Source organism: Paenibacillus glycinis (assembly GCF_009909185.1).
Classification (GTDB): domain Bacteria; phylum Bacillota; class Bacilli; order Paenibacillales; family Paenibacillaceae; genus Paenibacillus_Z; species Paenibacillus_Z glycinis.
Map to the genome: position 1 here is coordinate 73,391 of NZ_JAAAMV010000028.1, position 22,483 is coordinate 95,873.

Annotated in this window: 17 protein-coding genes; 12 read left to right on the plus strand and 5 right to left on the minus strand. The window is 60.1% G+C overall.

Annotated elements, in window-relative coordinates; genetic code table 11:
• Positions 1 to 130: 130 nt before the first annotated feature.
• Positions 131 to 826 carry an L-ribulose-5-phosphate 4-epimerase gene (araD, locus tag GT019_RS27050; RefSeq protein ID WP_161746567.1) on the plus strand — a complete coding sequence of 232 codons (696 nt, stop codon included), beginning with the start codon at positions 131 to 133 and terminating at the stop codon, positions 824 to 826.
• Positions 827 to 850: 24 nt separating this feature from the next.
• Positions 851 to 2,530: a ribulokinase gene (locus GT019_RS27055; RefSeq protein WP_161746568.1), complete on the plus strand. Its 1,680-nt coding sequence runs from the start codon at positions 851 to 853 to the stop codon at positions 2,528 to 2,530.
• 113 nt (positions 2,531 to 2,643) lie between these two features.
• On the opposite strand, the gene GT019_RS27060 is transcribed toward GT019_RS27055, so the two are convergent.
• Positions 2,644 to 2,940 (minus strand): hypothetical protein, encoded by a 297-nt coding sequence (locus GT019_RS27060; RefSeq protein WP_161746569.1) that lies wholly within the window; start codon positions 2,938 to 2,940, stop codon positions 2,644 to 2,646.
• A gap of 32 nt (positions 2,941 to 2,972) precedes the next feature.
• Positions 2,973 to 3,443, minus strand: a complete 471-nt coding sequence (locus GT019_RS27065; RefSeq protein ID WP_161746570.1) for a hypothetical protein — start codon at positions 3,441 to 3,443, stop codon at positions 2,973 to 2,975.
• A gap of 279 nt (positions 3,444 to 3,722) precedes the next feature.
• On the opposite strand from GT019_RS27065, the gene GT019_RS27070 reads away from it, so the two are divergent.
• Positions 3,723 to 4,550 (plus strand): alpha/beta fold hydrolase, encoded by an 828-nt coding sequence (locus GT019_RS27070; protein ID WP_161746571.1) that lies wholly within the window; start codon positions 3,723 to 3,725, stop codon positions 4,548 to 4,550.
• Between the two features lie 229 nt (positions 4,551 to 4,779).
• On the opposite strand, the gene GT019_RS27075 is transcribed toward GT019_RS27070, so the two are convergent.
• Positions 4,780 to 6,993: a methyl-accepting chemotaxis protein gene (locus GT019_RS27075; RefSeq protein ID WP_161746572.1), complete on the minus strand. Its 2,214-nt coding sequence runs from the start codon at positions 6,991 to 6,993 to the stop codon at positions 4,780 to 4,782.
• A gap of 215 nt (positions 6,994 to 7,208) precedes the next feature.
• Here GT019_RS27075 and GT019_RS27080 point away from each other — a divergent pair, with 215 nt between their 5' ends.
• The 6 genes from GT019_RS27080 to GT019_RS27105 all read left to right on the plus strand — a co-directional run bounded on the left by GT019_RS27080 (position 7,209) and on the right by GT019_RS27105 (position 17,026).
• Positions 7,209 to 8,777 (plus strand): response regulator transcription factor, encoded by a 1,569-nt coding sequence (locus GT019_RS27080; protein ID WP_161746573.1) that lies wholly within the window; start codon positions 7,209 to 7,211, stop codon positions 8,775 to 8,777.
• 11 nt (positions 8,778 to 8,788) lie between these two features.
• Entirely contained in the window at positions 8,789 to 10,570 is a 1,782-nt protein-coding gene (locus tag GT019_RS27085; RefSeq protein WP_161746574.1) for a cache domain-containing sensor histidine kinase, read from the plus strand.
• Positions 10,571 to 10,732: 162 nt separating this feature from the next.
• Positions 10,733 to 12,040: an ABC transporter substrate-binding protein gene (locus GT019_RS27090; protein WP_161746620.1), complete on the plus strand. Its 1,308-nt coding sequence runs from the start codon at positions 10,733 to 10,735 to the stop codon at positions 12,038 to 12,040.
• A gap of 145 nt (positions 12,041 to 12,185) precedes the next feature.
• A complete protein-coding gene (locus GT019_RS27095; protein WP_161746621.1) occupies positions 12,186 to 13,061 on the plus strand; it encodes a carbohydrate ABC transporter permease in 876 nt (291 codons plus the stop codon).
• Positions 13,054 to 13,872, plus strand: coding sequence for a carbohydrate ABC transporter permease (locus GT019_RS27100; protein ID WP_161746575.1), 819 nt, complete (start codon positions 13,054 to 13,056; stop codon positions 13,870 to 13,872). The genes GT019_RS27095 and GT019_RS27100 overlap by 8 nt, the downstream gene beginning before the upstream one ends.
• A 76-nt stretch (positions 13,873 to 13,948) precedes the next feature.
• Positions 13,949 to 17,026: a glycoside hydrolase family 2 TIM barrel-domain containing protein gene (locus tag GT019_RS27105; RefSeq protein WP_161746576.1), complete on the plus strand. Its 3,078-nt coding sequence runs from the start codon at positions 13,949 to 13,951 to the stop codon at positions 17,024 to 17,026.
• A 306-nt stretch (positions 17,027 to 17,332) separates the two neighbouring features.
• Here the strand turns inward: GT019_RS27105 and GT019_RS27110 are convergent, their stop codons facing one another.
• Complete coding sequence (locus tag GT019_RS27110) at positions 17,333 to 17,941, minus strand: superoxide dismutase (RefSeq protein ID WP_161746577.1); 609 nt, start codon at positions 17,939 to 17,941, stop codon at positions 17,333 to 17,335.
• 232 nt (positions 17,942 to 18,173) lie between these two features.
• Between GT019_RS27110 and rfbC the strand changes: the two genes are divergently transcribed.
• From rfbC to rfbD, 3 genes are read left to right on the plus strand one after another with little or no spacing between them, the layout of a single operon-like run.
• Positions 18,174 to 18,731, plus strand: coding sequence for a dTDP-4-dehydrorhamnose 3,5-epimerase (rfbC, locus tag GT019_RS27115; protein ID WP_161746622.1), 558 nt, complete (start codon positions 18,174 to 18,176; stop codon positions 18,729 to 18,731).
• 7 nt (positions 18,732 to 18,738) lie between these two features.
• Positions 18,739 to 19,767 (plus strand): dTDP-glucose 4,6-dehydratase, encoded by a 1,029-nt coding sequence (gene rfbB / locus GT019_RS27120; protein WP_161746578.1) that lies wholly within the window; start codon positions 18,739 to 18,741, stop codon positions 19,765 to 19,767.
• A gap of 11 nt (positions 19,768 to 19,778) precedes the next feature.
• The gene (rfbD, locus tag GT019_RS27125) at positions 19,779 to 20,624 is read left to right on the plus strand and encodes a dTDP-4-dehydrorhamnose reductase (RefSeq protein WP_161746623.1); all 846 of its coding nucleotides are present in this window, start codon (positions 19,779 to 19,781) and stop codon (positions 20,622 to 20,624) included.
• A 174-nt stretch (positions 20,625 to 20,798) separates the two neighbouring features.
• Here rfbD and GT019_RS27130 read toward each other — a convergent pair whose 3' ends face one another.
• Entirely contained in the window at positions 20,799 to 22,334 is a 1,536-nt protein-coding gene (locus tag GT019_RS27130) for an S-layer homology domain-containing protein (RefSeq protein ID WP_161746579.1), read from the minus strand.
• Between the last annotated feature and the right edge of the window lie 149 nt (positions 22,335 to 22,483).

The window sequence follows — 22,483 nt, forward strand, 5'->3', positions numbered from 1 at the left end:
ACTTGTACGTACAAGTTATAATGGAGTCGATTAGATGCGACGGCACGTCAGCGCCGGGCCGACTCCAAGCGGATTCGACCCTCAGCGGTGCCGGACGTCCGTCTTGCTTACTGCGGGAAGGGGAATGGACATGCTGGAATCGTTGAAGCAAGCCGTATGGGAAGCCAACATGGAGCTGCCCAAGTACGGCCTGGTCACGTTTACGTGGGGCAACGTGAGCGGGATCGACCGCGAGCGCGGCCTGGTCGCCATCAAGCCGAGCGGGGTGCCGTACGAGGAGCTTCGCGCCGATCAGATCGTGATCGTCGATTTGGAAGGGAACGTCGCGGAGGGCGGACTTCGGCCTTCTTCCGACACGCCGACGCATGTCGCGCTATACCGGGCGTTCCCGGGCATCGGCGGGATCGTGCATACGCATTCGCCGTGGGCGACGAGCTGGGCGCAGGCCGGGCGCGGCATACCGGCGCTGGGCACGACGCACGCGGATTATTTCTACGGGGAGATCCCGTGCACCCGTCCGATGACGGAAGCGGAGATCACCGGCGCGTACGAGCTCGAGACGGGGAACGTGCTCATCGAGACGTTCCGCGAGCGGGGCATCGATCCGAATCAGGTGCCGGCCGCGTTGGTCTGCAGCCATGCGCCGTTCTGCTGGGGCAAGGATCCGCACAACGCCGTGCATAACGCCGTCGTCGTCGAAGAGACGGCCAAGATGGCCTTGCACACGTTCCAGCTGAACCCGGCCGCGCCGCCGATGGATCAACGTCTGCTGGACCGTCACTATTTGCGCAAGCACGGCAAGAACGCCTACTACGGGCAGAAGTAAACGAGACCAAGGAGGAATCGTATCATGACGCACAACTATGCGATCGGCGTGGATTACGGCACGGAGTCCGGCCGCGCGGTGCTTGTCCGCTTGTCCGACGGCGCGGAAATCGCGGAGCATGTGACGCCTTACCGCCACAACGTAATCGACGAGCGTCTTCCGGAGAGCGGCCTTAGGCTCGAGCATGACTGGGCGCTGCAGCATCCCCGCGATTATATCGAGGTTCTGGAGCAATCGGTACCGGCGGTCGTGCGGGAATCGGGCATCGATCCGGTCGAGATCATCGGCCTCGGCATCGACTTCACGGCTTGCACGATGCTGCCGATCGACGGAGCGGGACAGCCGCTTTGCTTCGATCCCTCGCATAAGCACAACCCGCACAGCTGGGTGAAGCTGTGGAAGCACCACGCGGCGCAGGACGAAGCCAACCGGATCAACGAAACGGCGGCGGCGCGCGGCGAGACGTTCCTTCCCCGTTACGGCGGCAAGCTTTCTTCCGAGTGGATGCTCGCGAAGGCGTGGCAAATCCTGAACGAGGCGCCCGAAATCTACGAGACGGCGGATCAGTTCGTCGAAGCGACGGACTGGGTCGTCAGCCAAATGACCGGCAGCATCGTCCGCAACAGCTGCACGGCGGGCTACAAAGCCGTCTGGCATAAGCAGGAGGGCTATCCGAGCCGCGAGTTCTTGAAAGCGCTTGATCCGAGGCTGGAGGATTTGGCCGAAACGAAGCTGCGCGGCAGCGTGCTTCCCCTCGGCACGAAAGCCGGCGAATTAACCGCCGGCATGGCTGCCCGCATGGGGCTGGTCGCGGGCACCGCGATCGCCGTCGGCAACGTGGACGCGCACGCGGCCGTGCCGGCCGTCGGCGTCGTGACGCCGGGCAAACTCGTCATGGCGATGGGCACGTCGATCTGCCATATGCTGCTCGGCTCCGAGGAGAAGCAGGTCGAAGGCATGTGCGGCGTCGTCGAGGACGGCATTATTCCGGGCTTCTACGGGTATGAGGCCGGGCAGTCGGCGGTCGGCGATATTTTCGCTTGGTACGTGGACGAGGCGGTTCCGGCCTACGTCGCCGAAGCCGCCAAGAACGAGGACATCCACGTGCACGAATGGCTCGAAAAGCAGGCGTCGGCGCTGAACGCCGGCGAATCCGGCCTGCTCGCGCTGGATTGGTGGAACGGCAACCGCTCCGTGCTCGTCGATACGGATCTGACGGGCATGATCGTCGGCCTGACGCTGTTGTCGAAGCCGCAGGAAGTGTATCGCGCGCTGCTCGAAGCGACGGCCTTCGGCACGCGGAAGATCATCGACGCCTTCCACGGCAACGGCGTGGAAGTGCACGAGCTGTACGCTTGCGGCGGGCTGCCGCAAAAGAACGCCCTGCTGATGCAGATCTACGCGGACGTGACGAACCGCGAGATCAAGGTCGCGGCGTCCAGGCAGACGCCGGCGCTCGGCGCGGCCATGTTCGGCGCGGTCGCGGCCGGCGCGGCCAAAGGCGGCTACGACAATATCGTGGACGCGGCAGCCGCGATGGCCCGCGTTCGCGAAGAGACGTTCAAGCCGATTCCGGCGAACGTCGCGGTCTACGAGAAGCTGTATGCGGAGTATAACCAGCTGCACGACTACTTCGGCCGCGGCGCGAACGATGTCATGAAACGGCTGAAAGCCATCAAGGAAGAAGCAAGCGCGCGCGAATAATCGCCGGCTCGTCCCGCTCTTATATAAACGTCGGATCGACATGCAATCGCCCGCGGCCTTAGCGAAGGCCGCGGGCGATTTTTTGCATGCCGCGCATTGCGTGGCGAGAGGCGTTATTGCGCTTCTTCCGCTTCCAGACGCTGCAGCTCGTCGAAATTGTTCTCGACTTGGCCGGGGAATGCCGGGGCATCGGGATCGTTGCTGCGCGGTCCCGTCACGAAGAGCTCGAGTCCGACGGAATCGCCGCGGTGAACGGGAAGGTACAGCAGCGTTTGCGGAATCGGACGGCCGTTGAGACGAAGCACCAGGTCGACATTGCCCGCGATGACGACGCCGTTCACCGAGATGATGCGGCCGTTGTTGCCGAAGCGGACGACGCCCGTCGAGGCGAGCGCCTGGCCGACGTTCATGCCGGGGAAGTGCCGGATCGTGTAGGCGTTCGTTATCCATGGGAAGAAGTTGCCGCCGTTAATGAAGACGCGGACGAATCCGAATTGAGGTGGAAAGCCGGGTCCACCGGGGAATCCGGGGAATCCGGGGAAACCAGGGCCGCCAGGAAAACCAGGGCCACCAGGGAAACCAGGTCCGCCGGGGAATCCAGGCCCGCCGGGCGGAAATCCGGGACCGCCGGGGAATCCTGGGCCGCCGGGCGGAAATCCGGGACCGCCGGGGAATCCTGGGCCGCCGGGCGGAAATCCGGGACCGCCGGGGAAACCGGGGCCGCCAGGCGGAAATCCGGGGCCGCCAGGGAATCCCGGACCGCCGGGTCCACCGGGGAAGCCAGGCCCTCCAGGTCCGCCGCCCGGACCGCCGGGTCCACCAGGAAATCCGGGGCCGCCGGGAAAACCTGGACCGCCGGGTCCACCGGGGAAGCCAGGTCCTCCAGGTCCGCCGCCCGGACCGCCGGGTCCACCCGGCACGCCCGGACCGCCGGGAGGAAATCCGGGCGTGCCGGGGGTCATGCTCCGAGGCCCGTTGCAGCCGCAATCCCTATACCCCTGGGGCGCGCCGGGAACAAACGCATAGCGAGTCATAGATCGATCTCCTTTTGAACACGCAAGGATGGGTGAATATCTCGGTTCAGCTTATGCGGCAGGAGCCTATCCGGTGTCCGCTTTTTAAAACATCGCGACTATCCGCGCGGAGGCGCGGTATACATATACAAACGGGCGAAATGGAGGCGGTTTGAACGATGGGCTTCTACGTCGAGGTGGAGCACGGCGTGAAAATCTTCGTCGAGGACGTCGGCCGCGGCAGGCCGGTCGTGTTCATCCACGGCTGGCCGGCGAACCGCAAAATGTGGGAGTACCAGACGAACGTCGTGTCCCGACACGGCTACCGCTGCATCTGCATCGATCTGCGGGGCTTCGGGAATTCCGACGCGCCGCTGCACGGCTACACGTATAACCGCATGGCCGACGATATCCGCGTCGTGGCGGAAGCGCTCGGCCTACAGGAAGCCACGCTGATCGGTTTCTCGATGGGCGGGGCCGTGTGCATCCGGTACATCACGCGACATGCCGCGCGCCGAATGCGGGGGCTTATCTTGGCGGCAGCCGCGGCGCCGCACATTACGCGGCATCCCGAGTATCCTTACGGCCAGCCGTCTTCCCATTACGAGACGATCATTGGAGGCCTGGAGACGGACCGGCCGAAAGCGACCGCCGATTTCGGCGCCGCGTTCTTCCATAAGCCGGTCAGCGAACCGTTCCGCGCGTGGTTCGACGGGCTCGGGTTCGAAGCGTCCGCCAACGGCGCGATCCGCGGCATGGAGGCGCTGCGGGACGAGGATCTGCGTGCGGAGCTGCCCTTAGTCCGGGTGCCGACGACGATTCTTCACGGCAAATACGATGCCATTGTCCCATTCAAGCTCGGCGAGCTGCAGCATAAAGCGATTCCGGGCTCCGCGCTCGTGCCGTTCGAGGAGAGCGGACACGGCTTGTTCTATGACGAACGCGAGAAATTCAACCGGGAGCTGCTGAACGCGCTCAAGGCTCAGACTCCCGAGCAGCGCCGGTGATCGAGCGGCGTCGGATCGACGAAAGGGCAGCCGGATTGCGCCTCGGCTGCCCTTCGTTTGTCTCTTGCCAAGGAACGGTAAGCGGAAGAGAGCCATGACCGTTCCGGTGTATCGTTGCGTGCAATGATTGCGAGTTCTCTCAAGCCCGTCGCAGCCGCCTTCGCGGCCCCGCAGTAAGCCTGACCGGCGGGCCCACCGCCGCGGGTTGTTGGTTTAACGCTTTACTACACTAACGTATACGGGCGTCGCTTAGCCGGAATTGCCCGACCAGCTGCTGCAGCAGACCCGTGATCGCCTCGACGTGATTGGAGGTATGGCGGACGTGAAGGAAGTCTCCGAGCAGCTCCTGCACCGTGCCCTCGACTTCCGCCGAGATGCGGCGGTTCTGTTTGCTGACGAGGGCGATTTTCTCCATGATCGCCACGACCTCGTCGATAATCTGCGATTTGAGCGAGTCGTCTTCCTGCGTATGGTTCAAAATCTCCGAGGCCGCCGCCACCAGCGCGGTGCCTTCGGCCACGACCCGCGTGCCCTCGCCCATGGTCTCGGTGGCGCGCTGCGCGTTCTCGTGAATATGCCGGACGATGCCGTGCACCTCTTCCGTCGATTGCCGGGTCGAATCCGCCAGCTTCTTGATCTCGGCCGCGACGACGGCGAAACCTCTGCCCTGCTCGCCGACCCTCGCCGCTTCGATGGAAGCGTTGAGCGCGAGCAGATGGGTCTGCGCCGAGATTTCCTCGATCACGCCGAGCACGCTCCGGATGTCCTCCGTCGTCACCATGAACGCCTCGATCGACCGATTCGTTTCCGTCACGCGATCGGCGATCTGCCGCATCTTGTCCGTGATCCGGACGAGCTCGCCCTGCGCGACGCCGATGTTCGCGGACGCCTTGTCCTCGAGCCGCCGGAGCGTTTCCCGCATCTCGCCGGCCGCGTCCTTCGCGTTGTCGATATCCTTGAGCTGGCTGCGGATGCCGAGAATCATTTCGTTGATTTTGCCGCTTACCCGCTCCGTCGTGCCCGCGGTCGCGCCCGTCGTCTCCAGCAGGATCCGCTGATTGGTCAGCACGTCGCCGGAAGCGAGCTTCACCTGCAGCATGACGCCTTCGAGGGAGTCGATCATGTTGTTGATCCACTTGGCCAAATCGCGGGTTTCGTTGTTCGCGAACGCGCTCGTGTCGAGCCGCTGCGTCAGGTCGCCTTTGCCTTCGGCGTTGATGCGGATGAATCGGTTGAGCCGCCGCATCTGGCGGGCAGTCTCGCGGTTGCCCCGGCGATCGAGCGACCAGACCATGGACAAGCCGAACAGGAGATTGAACAGCCCGACGGCGACGGCGCCGATGACGGGCAGGTCGCCGGCGGACAGGAAGTAGGCCAGAACGGTGCCGAGCGCGCCAAGACCGGCGAGCCAGCCCAGCGAATGCCTGAACTGCGTCCAGCGGATGCTGCGGATCCGGTAGACTTCCTCCAGATCGCCCTCGCACATCATCCCCCATACATCCGGGCAGTGGGGCAGCCGGAACGTCACGCCTTTCCCGATGACGGGGATGTGCCGGTAATCGGAATAGCCGGGGAAGGCGACGAACAGGTTGCTGCCTTGGCGGATCGTATCGGCGACCCCGGGATGCAGCTGCCCCGTGGCGGGATCGGTGAAGATCAGTTCGAGCTCCGTGTGTTCCCGCACGGAAACGGTGCCCCAGTCCGTGGAGACGCCGTCCTTCAGGTTCTCCCCGCGGGTGAACGTCCGGTCCTCGAACCGGCTGCGCGACAAAGCGGTGCCGGGCGCGATGCCCGCGTTCAGCGCCGGCTTCGCCATGAACAAATAATTGTCGCCGGAGTCGGGGTACACGTGACCGGATTCGCGTTGGATCAAATCGCCGATCACGTCGTTGGGCACGCGTCCGCACAAGGCGCCCTGCCATTCGCCGTTCACCATGACCGGGGTGATGAAGAGCAGGGTCATTTTGTCGTGGAACGACGACGTGCTCGGACCGAGCTTCAGCGTCAACGGATCGGCGTAGGGGCCGAACAGGCATTTGCGCCCGCCCGGAACGCTCCGGGCATAGGCGATTCCGGGGGCGATCAGGCTGCCGGAGCCGTACGTATCGCCGCGGTGGCGGCTATCCGTGGAGCAGGCGACGCGGCCTTCGGCGTCGAGCAGGAACAGCTCCGAGAAATCCGCGGCCCGCGTGCGGGTCTCCGCGAACAGCCGCTCGCAGGCGGCTTGAGCGTTGCCGAGCGGGCCGGCTCCGGCACCCGCGGACAGCTGCGCGAGCAGCCGGTCGAGATGGTCCCAGTATTCCGTCGTCCAAGCCTGCAGCAGATTCATCCGCGTATCCGCGATGCCCTCGAATATATCCGCGACGTCGTCCTCCATCTCCTTATTCAGCTTGTACGACCACCAAAGCGGCAACCCTTTCCGCAAACCCAGCCAATGAAACATCAGGCATCCCCAACCCTCTATTTAGCTTTATATGGTAGAAATTATAACATGATTTCTCAATAATTTGTTAATAATTGTCGAATGCAGCTGGGTATTTCGGAATGGATGTTAGGTATTTAGACGCATTCGACCGATAAACGGCGCGCAAGAATCCGATCGGGCATATCGGTTATAATGAACCTATTATTTTTTGGCAGATCGAGGGGGAACGAATAATGTCGATTTATTGCAGGCTGTTGATCGTCGACGACGAGGCGTTGATCCGGAACGGCATCAAGCATTACATGAACTGGGAGCAGGAAGGCTTCCAGATCGTCGGGGAAGCGTCGAACGGCAAAGAAGCGCTGGCGCTGATCGAAGAGCTGCAGCCGCATATCGTGCTGACGGATCTCGTCATGCCGGTGATGGACGGGGAAGAGCTGACGCGCCGGATCAAGCTGCATCATCCGGAGATCGAGGTCATCGTCCTGAGCAGCTTCGGCGACTTCGATTACGTGCGTTCGACGTTCCAAAGCGGCGTCCGCGATTATATTTTGAAACCGAAGCTCGATACCGGGCAGCTGCTGGACGTGCTGAAGACCGTCGCCGATAAGATGCCGTCGCTGCAAGCCGGCGGAGGCGGAGGCAAGCACGGCCCGTCCGTGAAGACGGTGCTCGAGAAGCTGCTGGCCGGCTTCGAGCAGGGCGATCTGCACATGGGAGGCGAGCTGGCCCAGGCATTTCCCCACCGCATGTTTTGCCTGCTCGGCCTGGATCTGCGGGGAAGACCGGTCACGAAGCAGGAGATCGGCGATATTCGCCAGCGGATGGAGGATGAGCTTGGCAAACAAGCGCTTTACGCGCATCAATTCGTCTACCACAGCCTGAAGACGGACGCGGCCATGATCGTCGTGCTGTTCAATTTGGATTATCCCATCCTCAGCTTGCTGCCGTTCTGGGCAAGAACGATGGCGGACGCGGTGGCCCGGCCGGAGCTCGAGGCGGCGATCATCGTCAGCGAGCCGTTCTCGGAGCTGCCGCGCCTGGCGACCGTGTACAAGAAGAGCCTGCTTCGGTTGATGGACTACGCGTTCTACTTCCCGCGCAAGAAGCTGCTCGTGTACAACGAGCTGCCGGAGCCGCCGCAGGCGCAGGAGCCGTTCAACCTGAACCGGTTTACGGAGGCGTTCAAGCGGGAGCGCTTCGATGCGGCGTTCGATTATTTGCGCGAATACATGGTCTCTTATACGAACGACTACACGACGGACGTGTTCGCGTTCAAGTCGTTTCTCAACAATCTGATGTTCAACGTTACGGTGCTGCTCGGCAACATGGGCTACGCCGTCGCGCCGCTCGAGAGCAAGAAGTACGACTATTTCAAGGCGATCGAGGAGTCCCGGAGCGCGGCCGCGGCCGCGGGTCTGCTGGAAGCGTTCGTCGCGGAGGCCAAGCAGTGCATCGCCGACAAGACCGAGCAGGCCGGCAACGCCAACATGAAGCGGCTGCTGGATTATATCCATGCGCATTATGCCGAACCGCTGAATTTGACGGAGATGGCGAAGCATTTTCACTTCAATCCTTCGTATCTGTCGAGCTACTTCTCTTCGCATCACAACGAAGGCTTCGTCGACTACGTGCACCGCGTCCGGCTGGAGAAGGCCGAGGAGCTGCTGCGCGCCGGCGAAGCGTCGATCTCGGAGATCAGCGGCATGGTCGGCTATTCCGACCACAGTTACTTTTGCAAAGTGTTCAAGAAGCACACCGGCCTGTCGCCGAGCCGTTACCGGCAGCAATCCATGAGATGAGCGGGTGAAGCATGAGAAACGTATTGGATCGGTTCAAATACAACGGGCTGTTCGTGAAAATGTTCCTCGTCATGGCGGCCGGCATCGTGGCGGTATCGGTGACGACGACGTGGACGACGATCAACATCTCCAGCCGCGTCTTCATCGACACGTTCAGCATCACGAATTCGAAGGTGATCAACCAAATTCAAAGCAGCCTGGACTCCTTCAACTATTCCATCATCGTCACGATGAATAAAATCGCCCAAAGCGGAACGATCCGGCAGTTCCTGACCGAAGACGACGGCGATTCCAGCGAGATGTTCAACGCCTATTACTTGATGGGACAGCAAATGAACCGCTACCGTTCCAGCGTGGACGCGTACGATATCGGCATCACGGTCACCGGCGTGAACGGCAGGCGCTATTCCACGGATCGTTCGTACTGGCCGGTGCCCGACAGCGTTCTCGCCGAGCATCCCATCACGAAGCGCTCGCTGGCGGAGCCGCGCAAGCTCATCTATTCGTACGACGATGCCGGCGCGTCGGCCAATCCGGGGCTTCAGCCGGCGATCATCGCTTCCAAGGCGCTCGTCGACCGAAGCGGGGCCGTGTACGGGATGATGTATTTCGCGGTGCGCGAGCCGTATTTCGCCCGCTTCTACGACAGCAATACGAGCGCCGGCAACGACGTCGCCGTGCTGGACGGGCAGGGGACGATCGTGTCGTCGAACCGCGGCGATTGGATCGGCCGGCAATCGGCGGAGCTGCTTCGCTATGCGAAGGAAATCGATGCCAAGGGCCTTCGCTACAAGAACGCCGAAGTCATGGGCAAGGATCAGCTGCTGCTCGCGGAGCAGCTCGGCGGCTTGAACCTGTACATGGTCAACGTGATCGACAAGCAGCAGGTCCTCGGGCAGTTGACCGATACGCGGCGGATCGCGCTCATGGTGATGGCGATCGTGGCCGCGACGGTGCTGATCGTGTTTCTCATCTCGCGCAACCTGACGAAGTCGTTGACCCGGCTCGTGAAGCAGATCTCGACGATCTCCAAATACGAGTTCGACCGCCATGTCAAAGTCGACGGCAGCTACGAGACGCGGCAGCTCGGCATCGCGTTCAACGCGATGATCGACGAGCTGAACGCGTACGTCGGCCAGCTGGTCGAAACCCAGAAGCAGCGGCGCAACGCGGAGCTCGAGGCGCTCCAGCAGCAGATCAACCCGCATTTTCTGTACAATACGCTCGCGTCCGTGAAATTCATGGTGCAGCAGGGCAGCAAGGACAAGGCGGCGGAGACCATCAACGCGCTGATCTCGCTGCTGCAGAACGCGATCGGCAACGTCAGCGAGATGATCACGGTCCAGCAGGAGCTGGATAATTTGAAAAGCTACGTGCTCATCAATCAGGTGCGGTACGGCGAACGGATCCGCGTCAGCTACTTCATCGCGCCGGACTGTCTGGCGTACCGGATCCCGAAGCTGATGATCCAGCCTTTCATCGAGAATGCCTTCTTCCATGCGTTCAACGAGAAGGCCGAGGGCTACATCCACATCATGGTGACGCAGGAGGGCTCGTCGCTCGTCTGCGAGGTGGTCGACAACGGGGACGGGATGAACCTGAGCGGCGAGATTCCGAAGCCGGTCAGCAAGCGCCAGCTGTTCAGCGGGATCGGCGTGCGCAACGTCAACGACCGCATCAAGCTGCTGTTCGGCGAAGGGTTCGGGGTGACGATTACGAGCGACATCGGGGAAGGAACGCGCGTGCGGATCCGGATTCCGCTCCTGAAACCTAAGGATCCTCCTACTTTCTAAAGATTGTCCAAACCGCGAAAGGCTGCTAGCCGCATCGTATAAGAATATGACAAGTCGTTGTAAAGATCGTGCTAACGAGCGAATTTCAGGGAATGCTATCATAAAGCAGTGAGCTAGTAAACGCTTACAAAGACAACGAAAAGAGAACCGGAGGTCATGAAAGTGAAGAAACTGATCGGATTACTCGTAATTTGCGTGCTCGTGCTCTCGGCGTGCTCGTCGAAATCGAACGATACGGCGGACAACGGCAATAGCAGCGGCGGGAACGGCGGCGATAAGGCCAGCAAAATCACGGTTTGGGCATGGGACCCCAACTTTAACATTAAAGCGATGAATCTCGCCAAGGACGCCTACGCGGCGAAAGACCCGAACTTGACGGTCGATATCATCGAGAATGCCCAGAACGATATCGTGCAGAAGCTGAACACGGGCATGAGCTCCGGCACGACCAAAGGCTTGCCGAATATCGTGCTGATCGAAGATTACCGCGCGCAAAGCTTCCTGCAGGCGTATCCGGATATGTTCTACGACCTCAGCGGCTCGATCAAAGCCGAAGACTTCGCGGATTACAAGCTTGGACCGACTTCGGTCGACGGCAAGCATTACGGCGTGCCGTTCGACTCCGGCGTGGCGGGCCTGTACGTAAGAACGGATTATCTGGAGCAAGCGGGCTACAAGATCTCCGACCTGCAGGACATCACGTGGGACCAGTACATCGAGATCGGCAAAAAAGTCAAAGCCGCAACGGGCAAAGACTGGATCTCGCTTGACCCGAACGATCTCGGCGTCATCCGCATGATGATCCAATCCGCGGGCTTGTGGTACCTGGACGCGGACGGCAAAACGCCGAACATCGCGAATAACGCGGCCATGAAAGAAGCGTTCGAGGTGTATAAGAAGCTGATGGGCGCCAACATCGTCAAGACCCATTCCGACTGGAGCTCCCTCGTCGCGAACTACAATACGGGCGCCGTGGCTTCCATCCCGACAGGCAACTGGTTCACGCCTTCCATCACGGCGGAAGCGTCGCAATCCGGCAAATGGGCGATCGCGCCGATGCCGAAGCTGGCCAAGACGCCGAATTCCGTCCACGCGACGAGCATCGGCGGCAGCTCGTGGTACGTGCTGAACGTGCCGGGCAAGGAAAAAGCGGCGGCGTTCCTGAAGGACACTTTCGGCTCGGACGTGGATCTCTACCAGAAGTTCGTCACCGACGTCGGCGCCATCGGCACGTACAAACCGGCGGCTTCCGGCGAAGCGTTCTCCGCGGCGAACGAATTCTTCGGCGGCCAGAAGATCGTCTCCGACTTCGCCAACTGGACGACGAAAATTCCGAACGTGAACTACGGCCTGCATACGTACGCCATCGAAGATATCCTGATCGTCGAAATTCAAAACTTCCTGAACGGCAAACCGCTTGACGACGTCTTGAAGGACGCGCAAAGCCAAGCCGACGCGCAGGTGAAGTAACAATCGGACCGACGAGACCTTGGACCTGGTTCCGCGCCGCGCCGCGATTCGATCGGCGATCCGGCGCGGGTCGGCCCAAGGTCATTATGATGATTCCCGAGATGGAAAGGAGCTGGCCGCCACCGTGAGCAAAGCGAGAGCAAGCATGAATATCAAAGCGAGAACGAGCGCGATCAGTTGGTCGTTCATTGCGCTGGCCGTCCTGTTGATCTGCGCGTTTTACTTTTACCCGATGGTCAAGGCGCTCATGCTGTCGTTCCAAACGGGAACGGGCACGAACCTCCATTACGTGGGGGGAGACAATTACGCCAGGCTGTTCAAGGATAAGACCTTCCTCACCGCGCTCAAGAACACGTTCATCTTCCTGATCGTGCAGGTGCCGATCATGATCCTGCTCGCCCTGTTCATCTCGGTGCTGCTGAACGACAGCAAGCTGAAGCTGAAGGGTTTTTTCCGCACGGCCATTTTTCTGCCGGCCGTCACGTCGCTCGTCGCGTACTCGGTTATTTTCAAGTACTTGTTCGGCAATGACGGACTTATCAATACGGCGCTGCTGAAGCTGCATCTGATCGGCGCCCCCATCCAATGGATTACCGACCCGTTTTGGGCTAAAATCACGATCATAATCGCCATCACCTGGCGTTGGACCGGATATAACATGATTTTCTATTTGTCTGCCCTGCAGAACATCGACAACTCGATCTACGAGGCGGCGCGCATCGACGGCGCATCGGCATTCCGCCAGTTCCGCCAGATCACGGTGCCGCTCCTGAAGCCGATCATCCTGTTCACGTCGATCACGTCGACGATCGGCACGCTGCAGCTGTTCGACGAGGTCATGAACATCACGAAGGGCGGACCGGGCAATGCGACCACGACGCTGTCGCAGTACATCTACAATCTATCGTTCAAATACACGCCCGACTTCGGCTACGCGGCGACCGTCTCGTACGGCGTCGTCATCCTGATCGTGATCTTCTCCATTCTTCAGTTCAGACTGGCAGGTGACAGAAATGGCTAAACGGATATTCACCTACGTATTCTTGAGCGTGGCGGCCGCGATCTCGATTTTTCCGTTTCTCTGGATGATCGTCAGCGCGACGAACAAGTCGGTCGACGTCACGAAAGGCTCGCTTCTTCCGGGCTCGAACCTGGGCGCCAACTTCAGCAAGATCGTCGACCAGATCGCGCTCGGCCCGGCCCTGCTCAACTCCGCCAAGATCTCGATCTCGACGACGGTGCTCGCGCTGCTGATCGCTTCGCTGGCGGGTTACGGCTTCGAGATTTACCGCAGCCGGGCGAAGGACATCGTCTTCAATATCCTGCTGCTGTCGATGATGATTCCGTTCGCGGCGCTCATGGTGCCGCTGTACCGGATGTTCGGCACGATCACGCGGGTCATCCCTGCGATCGGGATCGACACGATGTCGGCGGTCGTCCTGCCGACGGTCACGACGGCGTTTCTCATCTTCTTCTTCCGCCAGAGCACGAAGATGTTTCCGAAGGACATGCTCGAGGCCGGCCGGATCGACGGCTTGAACGAGCTAGGCGTCTTCTTCCGCATCTACGTGCCGACGATGCGGACATCGTACGCGGCGGCGGCGATCATCACGTTCATGTCCAGCTGGAACAACTATTTGTGGCCGCTCGTCGTGCTGCAGTCGCCGGAGAAACGGACGATTCCGCTCCTGATCTCCAACCTGGGCTCGAGCTACGCGCCGGATTACGGCGTGAACATGCTCGTGATCCTGATCGCGACTTTGCCGACCGCCATCGTCTTCTTCCTGATGCAGAAGCATTTCGTCGCGGGAATGACGGGCTCGGTCAAATAAGCCTGCACGCGGCCAAAATTAAGCCTACAATAGAGATGCTAGCGATCCAGGCGGATCAGCCAAGGAGGAACGGAAAGTGAAAGCAACGACAGCCGACATCGGATGGCTCGGCGATCCGACGGTGTATCAAGTGAATCGGCTAGCGGCGCATTCCGATCACCGCTATTACCGCACGACGGAGGAAGCCGCGCGGCAGTCGCCGATGAGCATGCGGTATTCGCTGAACGGCAATTGGAAATTCCATTACGCGGCGAACGCGGCAAGCCGGCCGGAGCGATTCCACGAAACGGACTACGATTGCGGCGGCTGGGACGACATTCAAGTGCCCGGGCATATTCAGCTCCAGGGCTACGGGCAGCTTCAATACGTCAATACGATGTACCCTTGGGACGGCCTTGACGCCGTCCGGCCCCCCGATCTTCCGGCAAGCAATCCGGTCGGCAGCTATGCGAGAACGTTCCGCCTGCCCGAGACGATGCGCGGGCCGCTCTACATTTCCTTCCAAGGCGTGGAATCGGCATTCTACGTCTGGCTGAACGGCCGATTCGTCGGGTATGGCGAAGACAGCTTCACGCCTTCGGAGTTCGAGCTTACGCCGTACTTGTGGGAAGGCGACAACAAGCTCGCCGTCGAAGTGTTCCAGCGCAGCACCGGCGGCTGGCTGGAGGATCAGGATTTCTGGCGGTTCTCGGGCATCTTCCGCGACGTGTACCTGTATACCGTGCCGAAGGTCCATGTCCAGGATCTGCAGGTTCGCGCGGAATTGGACGACAGCTATCAAATCGGCACGCTGCGCGTCGATCTGGCGCTGCTCGACTCCCGGGACGGCGACGACGCGGGGGCTCGCGCGGAGCTGACGCTCAAGGATGCGGACGGCCATGTCGTTACCGCTGCGGAAGGCGTCTTCGGCGGCGGCAAGCTGACGCTCGAGGCGAACGCGGGGGCCGTGAAGACGTGGAGCGCCGAGCTGCCTCACTTGTACAGCGTCTGCTTGTCCGTCTTCGACGCGCGCGGCGAGCTTGTCGAAGCGATCGTGCAGAAGACCGGCTTCCGCCGGTTCGAGCTGATCGGCGGCCTCATGTGCCTGAACGGCAAACGAATCGTCTTCAGGGGCGTGAACCGTCACGAGTTCAACGTTCGCCGCGGCCGGGCGATCACGGCCGAAGACATGCTGTGGGACGTCAAGACGATCAAGCAAAACAACCTGAACGCCGTGCGGACGTCGCATTATCCGAACCAGACGCTGTGGTACGAGCTGTGCGACGAGTACGGCCTGTACGTCATCGACGAGATGAACCTGGAGACGCACGGCTCGTGGCAGAAGATGGGCGCCGTCGAGCCCTCCTGGAACATTCCCGGCAACCGGCCGGAATGGCGGGGAGCGGTGTTGGACCGCGCGCAATCGATGCTCGAGCGCGACAAGAATCATCCGTCGATCCTGATCTGGTCCTGCGGCAACGAATCTTACGCGGGCGAAGTGATCCTGGACGCTTCGAATTATTTCCGCGAGCGGGATCCGGGCCGGCTCGTCCATTACGAAGGCGTGTTCCACAACCGCGAGTATGACGCGACCAGCGATATGGAGAGCCGCATGTACGCGAAGCCGGAGGATATCATCGCCTATCTCGAGAGCAATCCCGCGAAGCCGTACATCAGCTGCGAATACATGCACGCGATGGGCAATTCGGTCGGCGGCATGCACAAATACACGGAGCTCGAGCAGCGGTATCCGATGTACCAGGGCGGCTTCATCTGGGATTACATGGATCAATCGCTGATGGCGCGGGACCGGTACGGGAACGAGTTCTTCGCCTACGGCGGCGATTTCGGCGACCGGCCGACGGACTACAGCTTCTGCGGCAACGGCATCGTGTTCGCGGACCGGCGCGTCTCGCCGAAGATGCAGGAGGTCAAATTCCTGTACCAGAACGTGAAGCTGCAGCCGACGCGCGACGGCGTGAGGATCGTGAACGAGAATTTGTTCGCGAATACGAAGCGATGGTCGTTAACGGTACGACTATATCGGGACGGCGCCGAGGTGCACGGCTGGACCGGCGAAGCGGCGGTCGAAGCGGGGAGCGAGGCATTCGTACCGTTCGATCTGCCGGCCGAGGCCATGGCGCGACCGGGCGAGTACGCGATTCATGCGGCTCTTGTACTGAAGGACGCGGAAGCTTGGGCGGAAGCCGGCCATGAGGTCGCTTTCGGCGAAGAGCTGTTCGAGGTCGCGGCGGCGCAATCGGACGCGGCTGCGGCCGCGACGCCGGCGGGATCGGTTCGCGTCGTCGAAGGCGACGTCAACATCGGCGTGACCGGGGACGGCTTCAGCGTCCTGTTCTCGAAGCAGGCCGGTTCCCTCGTCTCGCTCCGGTACGGCGGGCGGGAGATGATCGCGGCTCCGCCGATGCCGCTCTTCTGGCGGGCGACGACCGATAACGACAAAGGCGCGAGCCTCGGCTTCGAGGCGGGCGTGTGGTATGCGGCAAGCCTGGCGCGCAAATGCGTCGGCGTCGCGCTGGAAGCGGCGGAAACCGGCGACCGGGCGACGGTGTGGTTCGATTACGGCTTCTCTATCAGCGCGGAGCTTCGCGTCCGGACGGCCTATACGGTCCACGCGGACGGAAGCGTGAACGTCCGGATGGATTACTCGGGGGCGGCAGGGCTGCCGGACGTGCCGATCGTAGCGCTGTCGTTCAAGCTGTCCGCCGATTACGGCGAAACGGAATGGTACGCGATGGGACCCGAGGAGAATTACATCGATCGCGCCTTCGGCGCGCGCCTGGGCGTGTTCGGCCGCAAGGTTGCGGAACTGCCCTCCGCGTATCTGGTTCCGCAGGAGTCCGGCAATCGGACGGGCGTTCGCCGCTTGCGCATTACGGACGGCCGCGGGATCGGGTTGCAGCTGGCGGCACCGCCGTCCGCGCCGGTGGAGTGCTGCGTTTCGCCGTACACGGCCTTCGAGCTGGAGCAGGCCGCGCATCCTTACGAGCTGCCGGGCGTTCATTACACCGTCGTGACCGTGGCGGGGCGCCAAATGGGCGTCGGCGGGGACGACAGCTGGGGCGCGCCGGTGCACGAGGAGTACCGCATCCCGGCCGAACGGGCGATGAGCTTCGCGTTCACGCTGTCCGCCGTCGATCGCGCGTCGGAATAACGAGCCGGCGAGCGGCGAACCGGCAATGGTTTAAGCACCATGGGCTTCGGTCCGGGATGTTGGCGAATTGCATGAATGGCAACGATTGGCCATGACTAACTGCGCATGAACTGCTGTGCGCCGGAAGCAAAAACGACGCAGCAAAGAGGCTGACAACAGGCGATCCTAATCGCCGAATGTCAGCCTTTTTGCCGTCCCGTTAGCTCCAACTCTCCTGCCCGCGGCCGATGCCCTGCACTCGTGGCTTTTTCCACATAAAAAGAACCTCCGCGCCGAAAGCGCGAAGGTCCCGCAGGAGCAAGTCGATTACTTGGCAGCGTCGTAACGTTTGCCGACTTCGGCCCAGTTCACGACGTTCCAGAACGCCGCGATGTAGTCAGGGCGTTTGTTTTGGTAGTTCAGGTAGTACGCGTGCTCCCAGACGTCCAGACCCAGGATCGGCGTATCGCCTTCCATGATCGGGCTGTCTTGGTTCGGCAGGCTGTACACTTTCAATTTGCCGTTGCTCAGCGCGAGCCAAGCCCAGCCGCTGCCGAAACGCGTCGTTGCCGCTTTCGCGAAATCGGCTTTGAATTGATCGAAGCCGCCCAATTCGTTCGCGATCGCATCGGCAAGAGCGCCCGTAGGCGCGCCGCCCGCGTTCGGTCCGATCGTTTCCCAGAACAGGGAGTGGTTCGCGTGGCCGCCGCCGTTGTTGCGGACAGCCGTGCGGATCGCTTCCGGTACGCTGTTCAGGTCGGCGATCAGGTCTTCGACGGATTTGTCTTGCAGCTCGGGAGCGGACTCCAGGGCAGCGTTAAGATTCGTCACGTAAGTGTTATGATGACGGTCGTGGTGAATCATCATCGTGGTTTCGTCGATATGCGGTTCAAGAGCATTGTTTGCATAAGGCAAAGCGGGCAATGTGTGTGCCATTGGTCAAAAACCTCCTAATAATATGTAATCGTTTTTCCACTTCATTATCCCCGTTCTCGTCCAATAAATCAACATAAATGTTTGTAAAGTCGGTTTGAAAATTCATCGGACGCCGGAACATCTTCTAGCATGATCATTTCCCAGGGTTCCCATACCGCTTGGGCCAAGCTCGAAGCAAAGCGGCCCCTTCCGGAATATACATGAAGTATTACCGTTGAAATGGGTGAGCCATATGATCGTGTCCGATGCGGGACTCCCCGGCGTGAAGGTTATCGAACCCGCCAGCTTTCAGGACGCCCGCGGCTTTTTCATGGAGAGCTACAACCGCGAAGCGCTGGCGAAGCACGGGATAACGAACGTATTCGTCCAGGATAATCATTCGTTGTCCGCGGTGCCGGGGACGCTGCGCGGCATGCATTACCAATTGGAGCCGAGCGCGCAGACGAAGCTGGTCCGGGTGATCGCGGGCAGCATTTACGACGTCGTCGTCGATATCCGCCGCGGGTCGCCGACGTTCGGCCGCTGGGAAGGCTTCGCGCTGTCGGCCGGCAACAAGAAGCAGCTGCTCGTCCCGCAAGGCTTCGCGCATGGATTCATGACGCTCGAGGCCGATACGGAAGTGCTGTATAAAGTCGATGCGTACTATTCGCAATCCGACGATCGGGGCATTGCCTGGAACGACCCGGCGCTCGCCATCGCATGGCCGCTCCAGCCGTCCGTTTTGTCGGCCAAAGACGCCAAGCATCCCATGCTCCGCGATGCGGAGTCGAACTTTACTTACGCGAGGTGAAGACAGCGTGAAACTGATGATTACGGGCGGAGCGGGCTTCATCGGCAGCAACTTCGTTCATTATATGCGCAAGGCGTACCCGTCCTATTCGATCCTGAATGTGGACGCGTTAACGTATGCAGGTAATATAACCAATTTGGCAAGCATTGAACCGGCGGACGGGCGCTACCGGTTCGTCCGGGCGGATATTCGGGACAGGGCCGCGATGCTGCCGTTATTCGAGTCGGGCGTGGACGCGGTGATCCACTTCGCCGCCGAATCCCATGTCGATCGCAGCATCGCGCAGCCGGACGTGTTCGTGACGACGAACGTGGTCGGGACGCATACGCTGCTGGAGCTGGCGAAGGCGCATGGCGTGAGTAAATTCGTGCAGGTATCCACCGACGAGGTGTACGGCTCCTTGGGGGCGTCTGGCCTTTTCACGGAATCGACGCCGTTATCGCCGAACAGTCCGTATTCCGCGAGCAAAGCCGCGGCGGATCTGTTGGTGCGGGCGTACCACGAGACGTACGGCATGCATGTGAACATCACCCGCTGCTCCAACAATTACGGTCCCTATCAATTCCCGGAGAAGCTGATCCCGCTCATGATAGCGCAGGCGCTGCAGGATAAGCCGCTGCCGGTCTACGGCGACGGGCTGAACGTGCGCGATTGGCTCTACGTGGAGGATCACTGCAGCGCGATCGATCTCGTGCTGCACCGGGGGGCGCCCGGCGAGGTGTACAACGTCGGCGGGCGCAACGAACGGACGAATCTGGAGGTCGTGACGACGATTCTGGAGGCGCTCGGCAAGCCGGCTTCCCTGATCAAGCATGTCCCGGACCGGCTCGGCCATGACCGCAGGTACGCGATCGACGCGGACAAAATCCGCACCGCCTTGGGCTGGCAACCGCAATTTCCGTACGAACGGGGCATACAGGCCACGATCGAATGGTACATCGACAATGCAGCATGGATGGAGCAGGTTGCTACGGGCGCCTATCTCGGCATCAACGAAGGGCATTCGACGAACGGCGAGGAGTTGGGCGGATCATGACAACAAGACCGATGCGCATCATCGTGACGGGGGCGAACGGCCAGCTCGGGCAGGAGCTGTTGGCGCTGCCGGGGCTGCAGCAGGAGGGCATCAGCATGCTTGGCTTCGGCCGCGGAGGCCTTGACGTGACGAACCTGCAGAACTGCCGCGAGGTCGTCAAGCGCTATCAGGCGGACGCGGTTATTCATTGCGCGGCCTATACGGCCGTCGACCAGGCGGAGTCGGAGCCGGCGGAGGCCTTCCGCATCAACGCGGAGGGCACGCGCAATATCGCGCTCGCGGCAAGGGAATTCGGGGCGAAGCTGGTGTACGTCAGCACCGATTACGTATTCGAAGGCACGGCTTCGGAGCCGTACGAGGAGAGCGGAGAGACAAAGCCCCGCACCGTATACGGCAAGTCCAAGCTGGCGGGCGAGCAGGAGGCGACGGCGATCGGCGGCCGGACGTTTATCGTCCGCACGTCCTGGGTCTACGGCAAGCATGGACGCAATTTCGTGGAAACGATTCGCGAGCTGGCGAAGACGCGCGACGAGATCCGGGTCGTGATGGACCAGCTGGGCTCCCCGACCTATACGCTGGATTTGGCGGAATTCCTGATCCGTCTCGTGCGCACGGAGCATTACGGCATCTATCACGCGACCGGAACCGGGGTGTGCTCCTGGTACCAGTTCGCGCAGGCTATCCTGGAAGAGAGCGGCGCTGCGGGCGTAAAGCTGCTGCCGTGCACGACGGCCGACTTTCCGCGCCCCGCGCCGAGGCCGGCGTATTCGGTGCTGCGGCATGGCGCAATCGGGCGGCAGGGGATGCAGGGCTTGAGACACTGGCGGGCGGCATTGGCGGCGTATATGCGGGGGTAATGCTACTATGCTACTATGCGGAGCGAGAGAGCATACCTAATATCAATTCACTTCATTTCCTATTATTGCTCGCCATTTTCACTAGAATTGGAAGCGCTTTGTCGATATAACCAAAGAAGCCCCCACGATGAGTGGGGGCTTCTTTGCTGGAAGTTGGATCTCAATAGTCAAAGACTATTTGATGAAACCAACGTTACCGAGGAAACGTGCGATCATTGTAGCTGCTTCAGCACGGTTCGCATTGGCGTTACCTACTACCGTAGTAGCAGTTTGGCCTTTAACGATACCTTCGCTTACGACAACAGCAACTTCGCCTTTTGCCCAGCCCAGGCTGTCCGCATCTTTAAAGCTTGCCAGTGCCGTAGATACTTGCGCATCCGTCAGCGTGACATCTTTACCCGCGAATTTCAATGCGCGAGCTACGATAGCAGACAGTTCTTTACGAGTGATGTTCGCGTTCGGTTTGAAAGTACCGTCTTCATAACCCGTGATCAGACCTGCTTTAACCGCCGTAGCGACCGTAGCAGCGTACCATTGGTTGGAAGCGACGTCTTTGAATTGCGAAGTCGAACCGGATACTTCAAGACCCAATGCGCGAACGACCAAAGCTGCAAACTCAGCGCGAGTAATATTACGTTTCGGTTCGAATTTGTTAGCAGACGTACCGTTAACGATCAATTTGCTTGCGAGAGCCTCAACATCTTTCTGTGCCCAGTTTCCAGCCAGATCCGCGAAGGATACGGCTTTCGCTTGGATGACAGTGTAGATGCTGTTGCCGTTACGTTTCAGCGTTGCAATCGTTTTGCCGTTCTCAGTATTGAAGGTAGTTGGCACAAAAGTGAACGTACCCGTTGCTGGATCGTACAAAACGCCAACAAGGTTGGACGTATCAGCCGCAACTTCATTCAGGCCGATCGTACGGTTAACGTACTGGCCGAATGTCGTAATTTCTTGTTCTTTGCCACCTCCAACTGCAACGACTTTGAAGTCGACAGCTGGAGCAACCTGTTTACCGCCTGCTGCAGTAACGGCTGCGCCGATTTTGTCAGCAGTATCGCCAGTTACTTTTTTCAATTCAACGCGGATCACAAGGTCCTTCAGCTCAACCCCGAGGGATTTAGCGAGATCTTCGAGTTTCAACGCGGCGATTGGCAGGGTGTAGGAAGTACCGTTTTCCAAAATGATGGTCAGGGACTTGCCTTTAGCCAGAGCGTCGGCAGGCAGCAGAACGACATCGGATTTCGAAGAAACCGTAGCGTCTGCGTTAGCATTGAACAAGTTGATAAGAGCATCGCGGTTAACAGTTCCGTCAGCGTTGATAACGTCCATAGTTACAGGCGGGAAGTATGCAGAGCTACCGTTGCTAGTAGAGTACGTGTACTCGCCAACCGTACGGCTTGTTGGGCCATATTGAAGGTAAGTATTTTGAGTGATCGTAATTGCTTGATCAAATACGTATGCTCCATTGCTGTATGTAGCCGTTGCAACGCCGTACTGACCGTTTGGTCCGTAGACGCCGACCGTAATTGTACTGCGATCGCCTGTGAGAGCACTGTATTCAGCATCAGTCAAAGTAACCGAACCCGAAAGTTGATTATTGTTCTGAGTGACGTTGAATGTCGCAGCAAAAGCGATAATCGGAGTAAATACGGAAACAATCATTGCAAAGACAAGAACTGCCGCTGTTTTGTTCTTAAGAAGCTTTTTCATGTTATGTTTTCACCTCCTTTCATTGGAATCAAAAGAGATCATTTACCAGAAGTTATTATATAATATCTCACTACGATATAGTAGGTCAATAAATGTAAAAAAGAAGGGGAATTTCATTGAAATTGTCACAAAATATAGTTTGAATTTCA